The following is a 16,348-nucleotide window of genomic DNA, read 5'->3' on the forward strand; positions in this document are numbered from 1 at the left end:
GTCCCGTGGCGAAATCTTGCGGGCCGACCACGGGGACACGGGCTCGCCGGGCTGCCACGCTGGTGCCCCCGGCGAAAGGACGTCGCTCATGCGCTCAGCGAAGAAGCTGCTCGCGGTGGTCGCGGCTGTGCTCGTGGTGCTCGGCTCGGCGACCGGCCCGGCCGGCGCCGAAAGTGTGAAAAAAGGCGTCAGCGCGGCGAATTTCGACGGCGTGACGGACGCGCTGTCGGACGTGCGGGCCGGCTGGTTCTACACCTGGGCGTCGGACCCGCAGGGCATCAGCGCGCCGCCGGGCGCGGAGTTCGTCCCGATGATCTGGGGCCAGGGCTCGGTGACCGACGACCAGCTCGCCGCGGCCAAGGCGAACGGCACGACGCTGCTCGGGTTCAACGAGCCGGACCTCGACGGCCAGGCGAAGATGTCCGTGGACACCGCCCTTGACCTGTGGCCGCAGCTGGAGGGCACCGGGCTGCGGCTCGGCGCGCCCGCGGTGGCGTTCGGCGGCGACGTGGCGGGCGGCTGGCTCGACCAGTTCATGAGCGGGGCGCAGGCGCGCGGCTACCGCGTCGACTTCATCCCGCTGCACTGGTACGGCGGGGACTTCTCCGCCGCGGCGACCGGGGAGCTGCAGTCCTACATCGAGGCCGTGCACAACCGTTACCAGCTCCCGATCTGGGTGACCGAGTACGCGCTGACCGACTTCTCCGTGTCGCCTCCGAGGTACCCGTCTTCGGCCGAGCAGGCCGACTTCGCGGCCCAGTCGGCCGCGATGCTGCAGGGCCTGTCCTATGTGGAGCGTTACGCCTGGTTCTCCTTGTCCACCAATACAACCCCGACCGGCCTGTACGACGGCACCACGCCGAACGACACGGGGGTGGCCTACCGCGACGCGGGGTAGGTGGGCAGGTCGATGGCGTCCGAGGGCGGGTTGGTGAACCGGGTGGCGAGGCGGCTGACCCGGGGATGGGTGGCGAGGCCGGCGACGGTGGTCAGGAGCCGGATCCCGGCGCGGGTTTTCGGGGAGGCCAGGCGAGGCGCGATCCAGGAGACCTTCTGGGCTTGGTCGACGTAGGGCCGCATGATGGTTTCGTAGCTGCGGAAGGCATCGTGGTGGTCCTGGTGGCGGCTGAGTTCGCCGGCGAGGACGTAGGCGCCGACGAGGGCGAGGCTGGTGCCCATGCCGCTGAGCGGCGAAGCGCAGTAGGCGGCGTCGCCGACGGCGGCGATCCGGCCGCGTGACCACTGCTTCAGGTACATCTGCCCGACGGACTCGAAGTAGAAGTCCGTCGAGTCACCCATGTTGCCGAGCACGCGCGGGGTTTCCCAGCCGGCGTCGGCGTAGTGGTGGCGCAGGAACTCCTTCTGCGCCGGGAACTGCAGCCGTTCGAGCCCGGATTGTGGGGTGAGGAAGGACAATGAGGCCCGCGTGGTGCCTTGGTTGTCAGGTCGCAGGAGCACGACGCGGCGGCCGGGGGCGTTGTACCAGCGGGCCCAGCGCCCGTCGGATTCCGCGCGGGGAATGGTGAAGTAGGCGGTGTAGAGGCCGAACGACCGGGTGCGGGCGAGGTCGGCGAGGACGAGGTCCCGGGTTCGGGAGCGCAGTCCGTCGGCGAGGACGACGAGGTCGAAACGGCGGCCGGGACCGGTGCGGAAGGTGACGTCCACGCCGTCGCCGGTGTCGGTCAGGCCGGTGATCTCGTTGCCGAAGACGTACTCGGTGTCGCCGCGGGTCCGCTGGTAGAGCAGGTCGGCGAGTTCGCCGCGCAGGAGTTCCAGCTCGGTGACGAACCCGTCGCCGCCGAGGGAGTCCGCGCCGAACGAGGCCCGGACGCGGTCGCGGCCGTCGACGAAGTGCAGTCCCGCTTCGTGGGTGAGGCGGTCGCGGGCGGCCTGGTCCAGTCCCATGCGCTCGATGACGGTGCGTCCGGCGCCGCGCAGGTCGACGGTCTGCCCGCCGGGGCGTAATCCCGGTGCGCGTTCGATCACCGTGGGGGCCAAACCGTGCTCGTGGAGCCAGTAGGCGAGGGCCGGGCCGGCGATGCTGGCACCGGAGATCAGGATGCTGCGGGACACGAGGGTGTCCTCCTCACGGAACGGGGACGGGCGTGGCGGCGATCTCGGCCTCGTCGGGCCGGGCGCGCCGCGGGAACAGTGGCGAGATGAGCAGGAACAGCCCGATCACGATCGCTTGCACCACAAGGGCTTCTCGGAAGCTGTCGGTGGCCTGGCCGGTGAGGGCGCCGGCGAAGAACACGGTGCTGAACACCGCGACGCCGACCGAGCCGCCGAGGGACTGGACCGCGGAGAGCACGCCGGACGCGGAGCCGACCTCGTCGTCGGCGACGGCGCCGAGGACGGTGTTGAACACCGCGGCGATCACGATGCCCGCGCCGATGCCGGCGAGGACGCTGCCCGGCACGATCCGCCAGATCGTGAACCCGCTGGTGTCGGCCAGCGCGAACCACAGCCAGGCGATCCCGGCGAACTGGACGACGGCGCCGGCCTGCAGCACCCGGCGCCCGAGCTTGGCGGCGAGCAGCCCGCCGCTGATGCCGCCGCCGACGGCGGTGCCCAGCGCGACCGGGAGGTTGCCCAGCCCGGCCTGCCCCGCGGTGAAGCCCTGGCCGAGCTGCAGGAAGAACGTCAGCACCAGCTGGGTGCCGATCAGCCCGCCGAAGAACAGCGCGACCGCGACCAGCCCGACGGTGAACGCGGACTTGCCGAACAGGCTGGGCGTGACCAGCGGGGCGCGGTCCCGGCGCACGGCCCGGCGCTGCCACAGCGCGAACGCCACGTAGCCGATCGCCGCCGCGGACAGCGAAAGCCAGGTCCACAATGGCCACCCCGAGGACTGCCCTTGGTTGAGCGGAAGAACCAGCAGTGCGGAGGCGGCGGCGACGAGCACGGCTCCGGCGATGTCCACGCGCAGGGCCCGGGTCCGGCCGCCGCTGGGCACGAGGCGCCAGGCCAGCGCGAGCGCGGCGAGGCCGATCGGCACGTTGACCAGGAACACCAGCCGCCAGCCGAGGCCGAACAGGTCCCAGTCGACCAGTGCGCCGCCCAGCACCGGTCCCAGCACGCCACCGAGCCCGAGCACGGGGCCGAAGACGGCGAGCGCCTTGGTCAGGTCGCGCGGCGCGAGGTTGTCCCGCAGGAGGCCCAATCCCTGGGGCAGCATCATCGCGCCGGCCACGCCCTGGACCAGCCGGAAGGTGATCAGCAGGCCGATGCCGGGGGCGATCGCGCACAGCAGCGACGCGAGGGTGAAGCCCACGAGCCCGGCGAGGAACATCGGCCGCCGGCCGTAACGGTCGCCGAGGCGCCCGCCGAGCACGAGGCCCGCCCCGAGGGTCAGCGCGTAGCCGCCGATCACCCACTGCAGCCCGACCGGGCTCGCCTTCAGTGATTGCTCCAGCGACGGGCCCGCGACGTTGACGATCGTCGAGTCGAGCAGGTCCATCAGTTCGACGACCAGCACGGTGGCCAGCAGCCACCACATCGGCCGTGGTGTTTTTCCGGGCGCGGACATGTCTTTCGCTCCAGGCGTTGGCTATGAGCGCACCCTTTGGCGCGCAGGGGGAATCGCGGGACGCCGTGGCCGGCGCGCCCCGGTGGGTACGGGCGGGGTCAGCCCCGGGGGAGGGCGTCCGCGGTGTCGGTGTAGATCCGCACGACCCCGGTCAGGAAGTCCTCGACGACGTCCCGCTCGCCCGGGCTCAGCGCCTCGACGAGGCCCTCCACGCCGTGCAGCAGCGGGTGAATGTGGCCGAAGATCCGGGTCATCGACTCCGGGGCCGGCTCGACCAGCACCTTGCGGCGGTCGGTGGCGTGGGGCCGCCGGGTGATGTGCCCGGCCTTCTCGAGCCGGTCCACGATGTGGGTGCTCGCCGCGGTCGAGACCCGCAGCCGGTCCGCGAGTTCCTTCGCGGTCAGCGGGCCTTCGCTGGTGAGGTGCTCCATCGCCGAGAGGTCCGTGGGGTTGATCCCCAGTGCCCCGCTGACGCGCTTTTCGATCACCCGCGTCAGCGTGCCCACCTCTTGCAGCCGCTCCATCACGGCGTTGCCCACGCCGGGGGAGTCGACCTGCCACGAGTCCGGTGAGGAAGTCATGAGAAGAAGACTACTAAAGAAGTTACTAACTAGATTAGCGAACTACTGTGACGGTCGACACCCGGGCGGCGGCCCGGACGCGTCCCGCCGACCAGGGCTACCCGCGGTCGAGCAGGCCGGTGAGCGTGGTGGCGTAGTCCTCGACGGCCGCCGGGTGCAGGTCGAGGAACTTGACCGGGGCGACGGACTCGATTTCGAGCAACAGGAGCCTGCCGGTCCGGGGGTGGCGCAGGAAGTCGAGGCGTACTGACGCCGGATCCGTTTCCACCGTCGCCAGATAGGCCCGGTGGGCGGCATCGATGTCTTCGGCGTCCGTCTCCTGGCGGTCCAGGCAGATCCGGGCGTTCGGGTGAAAGCCGGAGCGGTCCTTCCCCGGTTGCAGGATGGCGTCCTTGGTGATCACGTGCGACAGGCGCCCGCCGATCATGACGGCCCCGACTTCGCCGAGGGAGTCGATCGAGGTGATGTAGGGCTGCACGCATACGGTCGTTCCCGCCGCCGAGAATTCTCGCAGCTTCGCCGACAGCTCCGCTTCGGTGGTCAGCCGGACGGCGTCGAGGGCGCCGCCGGAGGAGATCGGCTTGACCACCACCGCGCGGGAGCCGAATTCCCGCTCGGCCTGATCGAGCGATCCCGTGGCCGCTGCCGGGCCGCCCGGCCGGACGATCGCCGTCGGAATCGTCACGGCGCCTTCCCGCGCGACACGCGGAAGGTACGCCTTGCTCATCCCGCCGACGACGACCTCGTGCGGATTGGCCAGCGGGATCCCCCGTCGATGGAGGCTGCCCAGCCATTCGCCGAAGACGGCCAGTTTCCGCCACATGCTCCAGGGCGATTGCAGCACCACCAGGTCGAACGAGTCCCAGCGGGCGGAATCCCCGGTATCCCAGGCCACGACCTCGACCGTGTGCCCCTTCCCGCTCAAGCACGCTTCGAGCGGCGGAGTGTCGCGATCCTTCCAGTCCTCTCCCGGGAAGGCGGCGGAGGTCACCAGTGCGATCTTCTTGGGCTTCACAGAACAACCTCTTCCGGTTCGGGGAATCGCTCATGGCGCGTACGGGGGTCGTGAGTCATTCCTCTTCCTCACGAGGCGAGGATTTCCGCAGGTCCAGCTCCGCGCGGGTTCGCAGCACGCGTCGCAGCGTGTCGGCCACCAGAGTGGTGTGGTTGAAGAAGAAGATGCTCGCGGCCCGGTGACCGGGGTCGCCGGCCGGATCCCGGTGATCGGCGAGAAGGCCGAGTGCGCAGTCCGGGGCCGCGGTCACGGCCGCGGCGATCTCGTCCACCGCCGCCTGATAGCCGGGGTGCTCCAGCTGTCCCGGGACGCCGAGGGACAGTGACAGGTCGGTCGGTCCGATCCACACGGCATCAACACCGGCGGTGCCGGCGATCGCGCGGCAGTTCCGCACCGCCTGCCGGTCTTCGGCCTGGACGACGACCACGGTGTCCCGGGCCGCACCGGCCAGGTGGTCGGCCAGGCCGGTGCCGCCGTAACGCGCGGCCCGCGTGCTGAGCGCGAGGCTGCGCTCGCCCCTCGGCGGGTAATGGGCGGCGCGGACCGCGGCTTCGGCGGCCTCGGCGGTGGAGACGTGGGGCACGACGATGCCCGCCGCACCGGCGTCCAGCGCGCGCAGGATCACCGTGGGCTGCGGGCCGCCGACCCGGACCAGCACCGGGATGCCGGCCGCGTCGGCCGCCCGGAGGTGCTGTTCCAGCTCGCCGGTGTCGGCGCTGCCGTGCTCGGTGTCCAGCAGGACGAGGTCGAAACCCTCGTGCCCCGCCATTTCCACCATGGCGTGCGAGGGCATCTTGAGGATCAGGCCGTACAGGGTCTCCGCGCGGGCGATCCGGGATCGGAGGCTCATCGGCGGCCTCCGCTCCGCGGCCGGTTCCAGCCCCGGGCCCGGTCTCCGGGCGCTTCCCAGCCTCCGGCCGTCACGATCAGGGTGTCCTCGAGCTTCACGATGCCGACCTCGGGATGGGCCATCGTGGTCTCCAGGGACAGCACCATGCCGGCTTCGAGCGGGGTGCCGGCGTGGTCGGCGGGGTAGGGCACCGGACCGGTCGCGGTCAGCCGGGGAGCCTCGTGCGTGATCAGGCCCATGCCGTGCGCGACGAAGAACATCTCGCCGGCGTGCGGGCACCCGGCGAGCGCGGCCTCCGCCGCCGCGAAGATCTCGCCGCCGGGCCGTCCCGGCGCGACCGGCCGGCGCGAGGCCTGCTGGACCGACTCGACTTCGGCCAGCAGCTCGGTCATCAGCGGGGTCGGCTCACCGGCCACCCCCATGCGGGCCAGGTCCCCGATGTAGCCGCGGTACATCCCGCCGGAATCGAGCGAGAGCGCCTCGCCCTCCCGCCACACCCGGTTCGAGGGGGCGCGGTTGAACTCCGCGCCGGTGGAGACGAGGCAGTAGTCGAACACCATCCCCCGGCCGGTCTGCTCCCGGCGGAACCGCTCGACGATCTCGGTCTTCGTCTCCCCGGGGCCGGACGCGGCGAAAGTGGCGTCCATCGCGTCGATGATCCCGGCCGACGCGGTCCGGACGAGGTCCAGCTCGCGGTCCGACTTGACCGCGCGGACGCCTTCCAGGATGCGCCGGGCGTCCACGAACTCCACCTCCGGCAGTTCGGCCCGCAGCACCTCCCAGGCGTCCGCGGGCAGGAACGCCTTCTCGACGGCGACGGTCCCGCTGTCCTGGCGGCGCTTGCGCAGGCCTTCGACGACCGCGTAGGCGGTGTCCACGCTCGACCATGACCGGTGCTGGACGTCCGGTACCCACAGCGGGAACACGTCGGTTCCCCATTCCTCGTTGGCGCAGCCGACATAGAACGCCGCCTCGGCGTCCCCTTTCGGATACGCGAGCGCGGGAAGATACCGGGAAAGGCCGATCGCGTCCATGTTCGCGAAGAAGAAGTACCGATACCCCCCGAGTAAATGGTCCAGGGCAAAGCGCGTGGTGGCGACGACGACGTCTACCCCGGATTCGTCCATCAGTGAATCAAGTCGCCCGTGATCAAAAGGCAGGTTCATGTCCCTCTCCGGTCAGGCTCGTTGACGGGGCTTCTCGTGATCGTCTAGATTGCAGCGGAACCACATTTCCCGGAACTGAATGGACGAGATATGCCTGTACAACGCGATGACGTCTATTCCGGCATACGCGGCCAGAGCGTTCTGGAACGATTCCGGCTGGATGGCAAGGCCGCGGTGGTGACCGGTGCCGGGCAGGGCATCGGTCGCGCGTTCGCCCATGCCCTCGGTGAAGCGGGGGCCAGGGTCGCCGTGATCGACCTCGACCGCGGGCGCGCCGAGGACGTCGCGAAAGAGCTGGCGGACAAGGGGATCGAGTCGATGGCGGGCCAGGCCGACGCCGCCGGCCCCGCCTCGATCGAGGAGTTCGTCAATGAGGTGGTCCGCCGGTTCGGGCAGCTGGACATCGCGGTCAACAACGCCGGAATCAATCTCAACTCGGCGGCCGAAGACACGACTCCGGAAGAATGGGACATGGTGCACAACCTCAATGTCAGGGGCGTTTTCCTGGCCTGCCGGCAGCAGGCTCGGGTGATGTTTCCGCAGGGCTACGGAAAGATCATCAACACCGCGTCCATGGCCTCGATCATCGTTCCTCATCCGCAGAAACAGGTTTCGTACAACGTCTCCAAAGGGGCAGTGGTCACGCTGACCCGGACCCTCGCCGCCGAGTGGGCCGATCGCGGAATCCGGGTCAACTGCATTTCGCCGGGCATCATCCGGACCGCGCTGATCGACCAGTCCCCGGAACTCGCACCGCTGGTCGGGCAGTGGGTGGCGACGATCCCGGCGGGCCGCATCGGCGAGGTCACCGACCTGCAGGGCGCGATCGTCTACCTGGCCAGCCCGGCATCGGACTACATGACCGGTCACAACCTCGTCATCGAAGGCGGGCAGACACTCTGGTAGGCCGGATCCGGCGGGTGGCCGGCGGCGATCCCGCGCTGGAGCGCCACAGCTCCGGCGAGTTCGCCGTCGGCCACGTCGTCGACGAACGTGACACCGCCGATGCCGACGGGCAACGGCAGGCGCTGCTTCCCGTCACGATGCTTGACGGTGTCGCGCAGGGCTTCCGCGAGTATCCCGGGCGCCATCAAGGGGTTCCAGGTGGGCAGGCCGAGTGCGGACATGACCGAGAACACCCGCCGGCACTGCGCTTCGTCCACCAGTCCCCGGCGGGCTGCCAGCGCCGTCGTGAAGGCCATGTCCACGCTCACCGCCTCGCCGTGCAGCAACGAGGGAAGCGCCCGCATCTCCAAGGTGGGGCTGAACGTGTGCCCGTAGTCGACGCATCTCTCCAGCGTGTGTTCCCACAGGTTCGGCTCCAGCTCCTCGATCATCCCGTCGACCGCCGCGTCGAGCACGTGGACGGCGGCGCGTTCGCCCTCCGGGGACAATCCCTGGAACTTCTCCTCGACGAGGAGCTTCCCGTGGCTTTCCAGCACACCGAACAGGGCCGCGTCCTTGATGAGAGCGATCTTGAGGATCTCCGCCATTCCGTTGACGATGTGGCGCTCGGGCAGGGTCGACAGGAACATCCGGTCGAGCAGCGTCAGACCGGCCTCGGCGTAGGTTCCCAGCCGGTTCTTGCGGCCGTTGAAGTTCACGCCGTTCTTGACGCCCACCCCCGCGTCCGCCAGGCCGATCAGGGTCGTCGGAACCCGGATGAACGGAGTTCCCCGGCGGTACATGCCGGCCGCGAAGCCGACGATGTCCATGAGGACCCCACCGCCGACGACGATGACCGGCTCGCGCCTGCGGTCGATCCCGAACGCGTCGAGTTCTTCGGCTACTCGCAGGACCGGGTCGATTTCCTTCCGCTGTTCACCCGCGTCCATCGTGACGATGCGATGCACCACGTCGTGATGGTCGAAGTACTCCCGGATCGCGCTCCCGTACAGCTGGTCGACGGCGCTGTCCACCACGACGAGGCGACGCTGCGGGCCGGTGCCGGGAGGCCCGCCCCCTTCGAGGAGATCGCGGCGGCTCACGTCGAAGACCCGATCACAGGACCGGACCTCGTAGCCCACGACCTTGGTCGCGCGGACCTGCCACGAGGAACCGGTCGTCCGCTCCTCGTGCGACCGGCTCGGCGCGTTCTCGGAACGAGGCATTCGGCCACCATCCTTTTGCTGAAGACTCGCCGGAACGGGCGCCGTTGTTTTCTGGCGTGAACGGCGGCCGCACGCGTGCAGGCTTCCCCCGGCACTGGGCAGCAGCGCCGGCAGCGGGTGCAGTCCCACCGCGGTCAGCGACAATCCCGCTTCACGGGCGATGGCCTGCGCTTCCCTCAGGATGCGTCCTTCCGAGGGATCCCAGATCGTGACCAGCAAGCGGCTGCCGTGGCCGTGCAACTCGTGGCAGCCCGCGCGCAGCACTTCGGTGACGTACGCCAACCGCGCCAACGCCGGGTAGGAGTCCACAGTGCGCACGGAGGCGACGGCACTCCATGCTTCGTCGTTGCGGGCAAGGGCTTCGAGCGCGTCACGCGGCGTACGGCCGGGTGTGGCTCCATGCGCGGTGTCTTCCAGCTCCGCGAGCGAAGATGTCGAATCCACGCTGAGGCCCGCGGCCCGGGTACGGGCGTGGATGAGGCTTCGGACCAGGGCCGCGCGTTCGCGGGTGTCCACTTGCCACTGCCGCCACAGCGCGGGCCGCAGCAGTGGACGGGCCTGGTCGTCGAGCAGCTCCATGAGGTAGTGCAGCCGGGGCAGTTCCCAGCGCAGTGCCGGGTGGACATCGAGGGCGCTGGCGCTTTTCACCGCGCGGGCCAGCCCGGTCGTGGCCGCGCTGACGGAAGTCTCGTAGTCCGACAGGCCTGGCACGGTCGTGATGGAACTTACTTCGGCGGCGTCCCGGCCGTGGCTCGCCGTCAGCGCTATCTCACCGGCCGGGGAGGAAGCACGCAGCGCCCCGGTGCCCCACAGGCACATTCCCGAGTAGACCAGGACTTCGGAGCAGCTGATCTTGGCGCGTTGTGACAGCCCGGCACCGCGTACCCAGTGCCGTGTCCCGGAGTCGTCGTCGAGGGCGACGTACCACCCGGTCCCGGCCGGCGAAGTCTCCGCCACCGCGGCGGCGCCGGTACGGAGCCCGTCGGCGGCCAGTACCGCCAGCAATCGATCCAGGCCACGCTGTGCCCGCCGGGAGGCCCTGGTGTCCGGAGCGGCGTGCAGCGTGTACCGCGAAGTCAGCTCGACAGGTCCGCCATCCAGCGCGCCGGCGTGATGTCTCCAGCGCACGGGAATCGGTGCGGCAGGTGCTTGCCAGGTCATGGTTCCTCGCAGAAGGGTCGTTCATCCGGTCACGAAGAAAGGGGCCTGCGGTCAAAGAATCGATTCGCCGTCGTCCGCGGCCACTCCGGCCGGCCGGGGATCCGCCGGTTCATCCTCGCTGGGCGAGTGCCGCGTATTTTGGTGCGACTTCGCGGGTTTCGAATGTGGTTTTGCTGACGATGACAAAAGCCATCCAGCCGGTCCCGACCCGGCCGTGCGCGTCCAGGACCGTGACCTGCCATCGGCTGTAGGAACCCTGCGCTTTGACGCATCGGGCGGTGAGCCGGATTTCGGCGCCGATGACGACTGGCCCGCTGTGCTCGAACTGCTGGCCGTTGCCGAGCGAGCAGTGACCGTGGGGTGTCACGGCCAGCAGTGCCTGCATGCAGACCTGCTCGCAGAGGCGGATGATCGCCGCGGACGCGACCACCGGGGGTTTGTCCGACCACTCCCGGCCGGGGCCGGACTCCTGGACGCAGTCGCTGGGCTTGGTGAGGTAGGAAATGGTGTGCGTGGTCCCGGTTTCGGCGAGTGACAGGCGCCGCGGTTTTCCGAACCGGAAGGAACGCGGGCTGGGAATCCGGGTGGCTTTCATGCCCGCACCCGGGTTTGCACTGGCGGGATCTGCGCCGCCGTCGCCTGGGCGCGAAGATCCGCCTCGGTGGCGAAGTGGCTTCGGATGATTCCCACCTTGATCCCGGCGACGGCCGCGACCTCGTCGAAGCCGGCATCCGGTCGGCTCTCGTAGACATCACGTGCCGTTTCCAGAATGTATGAGAGCATGACGTACCCACCTCTCGTTGGTATTCATGCGAAAATGCTGATGCGAAGACAATGGGGGAGATGAACGCCGGCACTGGCGTTCGAGTCGATGCGTACCGCCATCTGGCCGAACGATAAGGTCGCGCCTTCGGCCACGTCAAGTGTTAAGTCGATCACCGGGTGCTACGAACTTCCTTTCGCCGCACCGTGTTTCGGCCGCGTTACCGCACTCGTCCTCTGGTGGCTGAAAAATGAACAAGCGGAGAAGATTACCCGGCTCATTGAGATAATCTTATTGCGACCGGAAGTAATTTTCACGGTGTTCGCCGTGCGGGCCGGTCGATGGTGGGGTACTCGGTCGCCGACGTCCAGTGGGTTGATCCCCCAAGTCCAGCTCACGCGCTTGGGCACTCGCCCACGTGCCAAAAATTCCCCACGCATCACTGACTTAGATGACAGATACCCATCATCGGGAATTTCGAGGTGTCGAGGGCCCGGCCGAGCCGTCCTCGTTCCGCTACCATCGCCTACCGCCGGACGAATTACCGTACGCGCAACCAGAAAGGGAGGCGCGACATGGATGACGGCGACGACCGTTCGGCGGTGGCGCAGTTGTTCGACCGGGCGTCGGAAACCTATGAAGCCGTGGGAGTGGACTTCTTCGCTCCTTTCGCCGGCGAATTACTGGCGAGGATCGGCTTGACCGAGGGTGAACGCGTCCTCGACGTCGGATGCGGACGTGGCGCGGTGCTGTTCCCCGCGGCCGGCGCGGTCGGTGCCGCCGGCTCGGTCCTGGGCATCGACCTGTCCGCGCGGATGGTCGAGCACACGGCGCTGAACCTCGGGAAACGCGGCGTGGCCAACGCTTCTGTCGTCGTGATGGATGCCCAGGCGCCGGATCTCGCCGACGCGTCGTTCGACGTCGTCGCGGCTTCCTTCGTGGTGTTCTTCCTGCCGGACCCGGTCGCCGGACTGCGCGCGTGGCACCGGCTGCTCAGGCCGGGCGGCCGCGCCGGGATCACGACGTTCGGGGGTGACGATCCCCGCTGGGCCGGCGTGCGCGAGCTGTTCAAGCCGTTCGTGACGCCGGCGATGGCGTGGAGCCTGGCGTCGCGGGCGGCCCTGTTCGCCTCGATGGCGACTTTCGACCAGGCCGTGGAGTCGGCCGGTTTCACTGACGTGCGGTCCGAAGAACGCCGGGTCCCGGTGACCTTCGCGGATCCCGAGCAGTGGATCTCCTGGTCCTGGTCGCACGGGCAGCGGATGTTCTGGGAGCTGGTGCCGGAAGACCGGCGGCTCGCCGTGCACGCCGCCGTGCTGCGCGCGCTGGAGCCGCTGCGGGAACCCGACGGTAGCGTGGTGATGAGCCAAGCCGTGCGCTACACCGTCGCGCGCCGCGGGTGATCGCGGTCCGGCCCTCGGTGGTGTCAGTCTCACTTCTCGGGACATATCCGGTCCCGGCGGCTAAGTTGCGTGGTGCAACCCACTCGTGCAGAGACTTGTGGAGAAGCCGGGAGGCCTCGTGAGCACCACCACGTTCGCCGCGGTGTCCGCCGTGAAGCAGCGGTCCGAGCACGCGTTCGACGTCGACCTGAGCCCGCAGTGGACGATCGGCGGCCGCCCCAGCGGCGGGTACCTGCTGGCCGCGATCGCGCGGGCCGCGGGGGTTGTCGGCTCGCACCCCGACGTCCTCGCCGCCAGCGCGCACTACCTGCGCTCACCCGAGCCCGGCCCCGCCGAGGTGGAGATCGAGCCGTTGCGCGCCGGCCGCGGCACGAGCCAGGCGCGCGGCCGGCTGGTGAAGGACGGCGTGTCGTGCGTCGAGGCGTTGCTGACCCTCGGGACGGTGCCGGAGGACGGCCGGGTGCGCTGGGCCGACGGGCTGCCCGACCCTCGGCTGACCGACCCGGCCGGGGGCGTGCGCGTCCCGGGCGGCACACCGGGCGGGGTCACCGCCGCGATCTTCGACGAGATCGAGGCGCGGCTGGACCCGGACAGCGCCCGGACGTTCCTTGAGGGCCCCCGAGGACTCGGCGAGCTGCGCGGCTGGCTGTCGCTGCCTGGCGACGAGCCGTTCGACCCGGTGTCGCTGCTGTTCGCCGTGGACTCCTTCCCGCCCGCGACCTTCGACATCGCCCCCAGCGGCTGGGTCCCGACGCTGGAGCTGACCGCCTACGTCCGCGCGCGCCCGGCGCCCGGCCCGGTCCGGGTCCTGCATCGCGCGCAGCTCATCGCGGACGACCGCGTCGACGAGTCGTGTTTCGTCTGGGACCGGACAGGCCGGCTGGTCGCGCAGTCCACGCAGCTGGCGGGCATCCGGCTGAGCTGATCCCCGGCCGGCGGCCGGTGAGAAAAGCTTGTCAGCAGGGGGAATTCGGCTTCACGGCACCGAGCACACCGGTGACCCGGCCGTCGGTCAGCACCCACGCGGCGTCGTGCGCGCCGATCCTGGCCGCGGCCGCCCGCCGGCTCTCGCCGAGGCCGACGGCGGGCAGGGTCTCCGTGACATGGGCGGTGATCGGCTCCTCCCGGCGAACCAGGCCGGCCGCGTCGGCCGCGCGCAGACGGCGGACGTCGAGCGTGCCCGTCACCTCCGCGACAGCGGGCGAGCCCGCGGCGCCCGGCCGCGGCACCGTCACCGCCCACAGGTCGCCCGGGCCGTCGTGGTCCAGGGCCTCGCCGACTGACGACGTCGAGGGCAGCCACGAGCACGGGCCCGCGGCTTCGGCGACGGTCGGCTCGTCGTGTCCGCCTTCGAGGAAACCGAAGCTGCGCAACCATTCGTCGTCGTAGTACTTCGACAGGTACGAGCGCCCGGAGTCGGGGACGACGACCACCACGAGGTCGTCCGGCGAGAGCGTGGCGGCCAGCCGCAGCGCCGCGGCGACGGCGGTGCCCGCGGACGCCCCGAGCAGCAGGCCTTCCTCGCGCGCCAGCCGCCGGGCGGTGAGGATCGACTCGCGGTCGCCGATCGGCTCGACGACGTCGAGCACGTCACGGTGGTACGACTCGGGCCAGAGGTCCTCGACGGTGCCCGGGTGCAGGTAGTGCCCGATGCTCTCGACGAAGTACGGGCTGCCGTCGCCGCCGGAGTACACGGAGTACTCCGGGTCGGCGCCGATCACCCGGACCCGCCCTTCGCTGGCCTCTTTCAGGTAGGCCCCGGCGCCGCTGATGGTGCCGCCGGTGCCGATGCCCGAGACGAAGTGGGTGACGCGGCCGCGGGTCTGCCGCCAGATCTCCGGGCCGGTGCCCTCGTGGTGCGCCGCGGGATTGGCCGGGTTGTCGTACTGGTTCGCCAGCCAGCCGCCGCTTTCCTCGGCGATCCGCCGCGCCAGCTGGGAGACGTGCGCGGGGTCTTCCCGGGGCACGGCACCGGGCGTGACCACCACCTCGGCCCCGTAGGCCTGGAGGATCAGCGTCTTCTCGCGGCTGCTCTTGTCCGGCACCACGACGGTCAGCCGGTAGCCGCGCTGCGCGGCGACGATCGCGAGGCCGATGCCGGTGTTGCCGGACGTCCCCTCGACGATGTGCCCGCCCGGCTTCAGCGCCCCGCTCCGTTCCGCGGCGAGCACCATCGACAGCGCGGCCCGGTCCTTCACGCTGCCGCCCGGGTTCAGGAACTCGGCCTTCACGTACACCGGCGCCCCCGCCTCGGGCGCGACCCGGGCCAGGCGGATCAGCGGCGTGCCCCCGATCGCCTCGAGCACCGAATCGAAGGCCGCTACGCCGATCGCCTCACCGTTGATCTCAGTCACCCGGCCAGCCTAGCCGTCTTCACGCCCGGCCCGCAGCTCTGTGCCACCTGGGCTCTTGGCCGCTTTGTGCCATTGTGCGTGCGAACAATTCCCGTTTTCCCAGCGCGCGGAATCCGTTGACGCACCGGGAGAACCACGGAAACCATCGGGGGCCTCACCCCCGATCGGAATCGAGTCCATTGTGGTCACTACGGAGAAGAGCGCCGCGGAATGGCTGGCCGTGGCGAAGGACGTCGCGGACAAGCTGGCGGTCGACGCGGTCGAGCGAGACCGGGCGAACGCAACGCCGTACGAGGAGGTCCGGCTGCTGAAGGACACCGGGCTGGTCACCCTGCTCGGCCCACCGGAACACGGTGGCGGCGGGCAGACCTGGGACACCGCGTACCGCGTGATCCGGGAGGTCGCGCGCGGCGACGGCTCGATCGGCCAGCTCCTCGGCTACCACTACCTGTGGGCCTGGGCGGCGCGGCTGGTCGCGACCGAGGCGCAGATCGCGGCCGTGGAAGAGCTGTACACCAGCGAAAACTACCTGTTCGGCGGCGCGGTCAACCCGCGTGACGGCGACCTGACGATCATCGACGAGGGGGAGGAGATCGTCTACAACGGACGGAAGTCGTTCTCCACCGGCAGCAAGGTTTCGGACCTGACGGTGCTCGAAGGCGTGCTCACCGGCACCGAAGACCACATCTTCGCGATCGTCCCCTCGGCGCAGGAGGGAATCGTCTTCCACGACGACTGGGACAACATCGGCCAGCGGCTCACCGAATCCGGCAGTGTGTCGATCACGGACGTGCGGGTGCCGTGGGCGAGCGCCGCGGGTTACGTCGACAAGGAATTCCGGCCGCTCACCTACAACACGCTGAACGTGCCGGCCATCCAGCTCGTCTTCGCGAACTTCTACCTCGGCATCGCCCAGGGTGCGCTGGAAACGGCGGCGGCCTACACCCGCGGCCACACCCGGGCGTGGCCTTATGGCGGCGACAACAAGGAATCGGCCGCCGAGGAGTGGTACGTCCTCGACGCTTACGGTGACCTGCAAGCGAAACTGTGGGCCGCGGAAGCCTTGGTGGACAAGGCGGGCGCGGCGATCTCCCGCGTGCTGCACGCCCCGCGCGAAGAGCTGACACCGCAGGAGCGCGGGGAAATCGCGGTGCTCATCGCCGCCGCCAAGCAGCGGGTGATCGACACCGGACTGGAGATCGCCACGAAGGTCTTCGAGGTCACCGGCGCGCGGGCCAGCGCGTCGAAGATCGGGCTGGACCGCTTCTGGCGCAACCTGCGCACGCATTCCCTGCACGACCCGGTCGCCTACAAACGCCGTGAGGTCGGCGCCTACGCGCTGCTCGGCGAGCTGCCGGAGCCGACCTGGTACACCTGATCCCCCGGGCGCCGCGCCGTCGGACATGCGGTTTTTC

At 70.0% G+C, this 16,348-nt stretch carries 15 protein-coding genes; 5 read left to right on the forward strand and 10 right to left on the reverse strand.

Annotated elements, in window-relative coordinates:
* The first annotated feature begins 88 nt into the window (after positions 1-88).
* Positions 89-898 carry a glycoside hydrolase family protein gene (locus tag OG943_RS05630; RefSeq protein ID WP_328608603.1) on the forward strand — a complete coding sequence of 270 codons (810 nt, stop codon included), beginning with the start codon at positions 89-91 and terminating at the stop codon, positions 896-898.
* On the opposite strand, the gene OG943_RS05635 is transcribed toward OG943_RS05630, so the two are convergent.
* The 6 genes from OG943_RS05635 to OG943_RS05660 all read right to left on the reverse strand — a co-directional run bounded on the left by OG943_RS05635 (position 880) and on the right by OG943_RS05660 (position 7,102).
* On the reverse strand, positions 880-2,073 hold the full coding sequence (locus OG943_RS05635; RefSeq protein ID WP_328608604.1) for an FAD-dependent monooxygenase: 1,194 nt from the start codon (positions 2,071-2,073) through the stop codon (positions 880-882). The two genes, OG943_RS05630 and OG943_RS05635, sit on opposite strands and share 19 nt — an antisense overlap.
* A gap of 13 nt (positions 2,074-2,086) precedes the next feature.
* Positions 2,087-3,529, reverse strand: a complete 1,443-nt coding sequence (locus OG943_RS05640) for an MFS transporter (RefSeq protein WP_328608605.1) — start codon at positions 3,527-3,529, stop codon at positions 2,087-2,089.
* A 98-nt stretch (positions 3,530-3,627) separates the two neighbouring features.
* Positions 3,628-4,110 carry a MarR family winged helix-turn-helix transcriptional regulator gene (locus OG943_RS05645; protein ID WP_328608606.1) on the reverse strand — a complete coding sequence of 161 codons (483 nt, stop codon included), beginning with the start codon at positions 4,108-4,110 and terminating at the stop codon, positions 3,628-3,630.
* A 97-nt stretch (positions 4,111-4,207) separates the two neighbouring features.
* A complete protein-coding gene (locus OG943_RS05650; protein ID WP_328608607.1) occupies positions 4,208-5,125 on the reverse strand; it encodes an ATP-grasp domain-containing protein in 918 nt (305 codons plus the stop codon).
* A 55-nt stretch (positions 5,126-5,180) separates the two neighbouring features.
* Entirely contained in the window at positions 5,181-5,975 is a 795-nt protein-coding gene (locus OG943_RS05655) for an HpcH/HpaI aldolase family protein (protein WP_328608608.1), read from the reverse strand.
* Positions 5,972-7,102: a Xaa-Pro peptidase family protein gene (locus OG943_RS05660; RefSeq protein ID WP_328608609.1), complete on the reverse strand. Its 1,131-nt coding sequence runs from the start codon at positions 7,100-7,102 to the stop codon at positions 5,972-5,974. The genes OG943_RS05655 and OG943_RS05660 overlap by 4 nt, the downstream gene beginning before the upstream one ends.
* Positions 7,103-7,231: 129 nt before the next feature.
* Between OG943_RS05660 and OG943_RS05665 the strand changes: the two genes are divergently transcribed.
* Positions 7,232-8,047, forward strand: a complete 816-nt coding sequence (locus tag OG943_RS05665) for an SDR family NAD(P)-dependent oxidoreductase (RefSeq protein WP_328608610.1) — start codon at positions 7,232-7,234, stop codon at positions 8,045-8,047.
* Here the strand turns inward: OG943_RS05665 and OG943_RS05670 are convergent.
* The 3 genes from OG943_RS05670 to OG943_RS05680 form a co-directional block, all read right to left on the reverse strand.
* Positions 8,008-10,257: a sedoheptulose 7-phosphate cyclase gene (locus OG943_RS05670; protein WP_328608611.1), complete on the reverse strand. Its 2,250-nt coding sequence runs from the start codon at positions 10,255-10,257 to the stop codon at positions 8,008-8,010. The two genes, OG943_RS05665 and OG943_RS05670, sit on opposite strands and share 40 nt — an antisense overlap.
* Positions 10,258-10,522: 265 nt before the next feature.
* Positions 10,523-11,008 (reverse strand): thioesterase family protein, encoded by a 486-nt coding sequence (locus tag OG943_RS05675; protein WP_328608612.1) that lies wholly within the window; start codon positions 11,006-11,008, stop codon positions 10,523-10,525.
* The gene (locus OG943_RS05680; RefSeq protein ID WP_328608613.1) at positions 11,005-11,196 is read right to left on the reverse strand and encodes a hypothetical protein; all 192 of its coding nucleotides are present in this window, start codon (positions 11,194-11,196) and stop codon (positions 11,005-11,007) included. Before OG943_RS05680 ends, OG943_RS05675 begins: the two co-directional genes overlap by 4 nt.
* Before the next feature lie 555 nt (positions 11,197-11,751).
* Here OG943_RS05680 and OG943_RS05685 point away from each other — a divergent pair.
* Both OG943_RS05685 and OG943_RS05690 read left to right on the forward strand, forming a co-directional pair.
* The gene (locus tag OG943_RS05685; RefSeq protein WP_328608614.1) at positions 11,752-12,579 is read left to right on the forward strand and encodes a class I SAM-dependent methyltransferase; all 828 of its coding nucleotides are present in this window, start codon (positions 11,752-11,754) and stop codon (positions 12,577-12,579) included.
* Positions 12,580-12,697: 118 nt separating this feature from the next.
* Positions 12,698-13,504: a thioesterase family protein gene (locus OG943_RS05690; RefSeq protein WP_328608615.1), complete on the forward strand. Its 807-nt coding sequence runs from the start codon at positions 12,698-12,700 to the stop codon at positions 13,502-13,504.
* Positions 13,505-13,535: 31 nt separating this feature from the next.
* Here OG943_RS05690 and OG943_RS05695 read toward each other — a convergent pair whose 3' ends face one another.
* The gene (locus tag OG943_RS05695) at positions 13,536-14,933 is read right to left on the reverse strand and encodes a PLP-dependent cysteine synthase family protein (protein WP_328608616.1); all 1,398 of its coding nucleotides are present in this window, start codon (positions 14,931-14,933) and stop codon (positions 13,536-13,538) included.
* A 181-nt stretch (positions 14,934-15,114) separates the two neighbouring features.
* On the opposite strand from OG943_RS05695, the gene OG943_RS05700 reads away from it, so the two are divergent.
* On the forward strand, positions 15,115-16,311 hold the full coding sequence (locus tag OG943_RS05700; protein ID WP_328608617.1) for an acyl-CoA dehydrogenase family protein: 1,197 nt from the start codon (positions 15,115-15,117) through the stop codon (positions 16,309-16,311).
* Positions 16,312-16,348: the final 37 nt, after the last annotated feature.

The sequence above is a fragment of the Amycolatopsis sp. NBC_00345 genome, from assembly GCF_036116635.1.
Lineage (GTDB): Bacteria > Actinomycetota > Actinomycetes > Mycobacteriales > Pseudonocardiaceae > Amycolatopsis.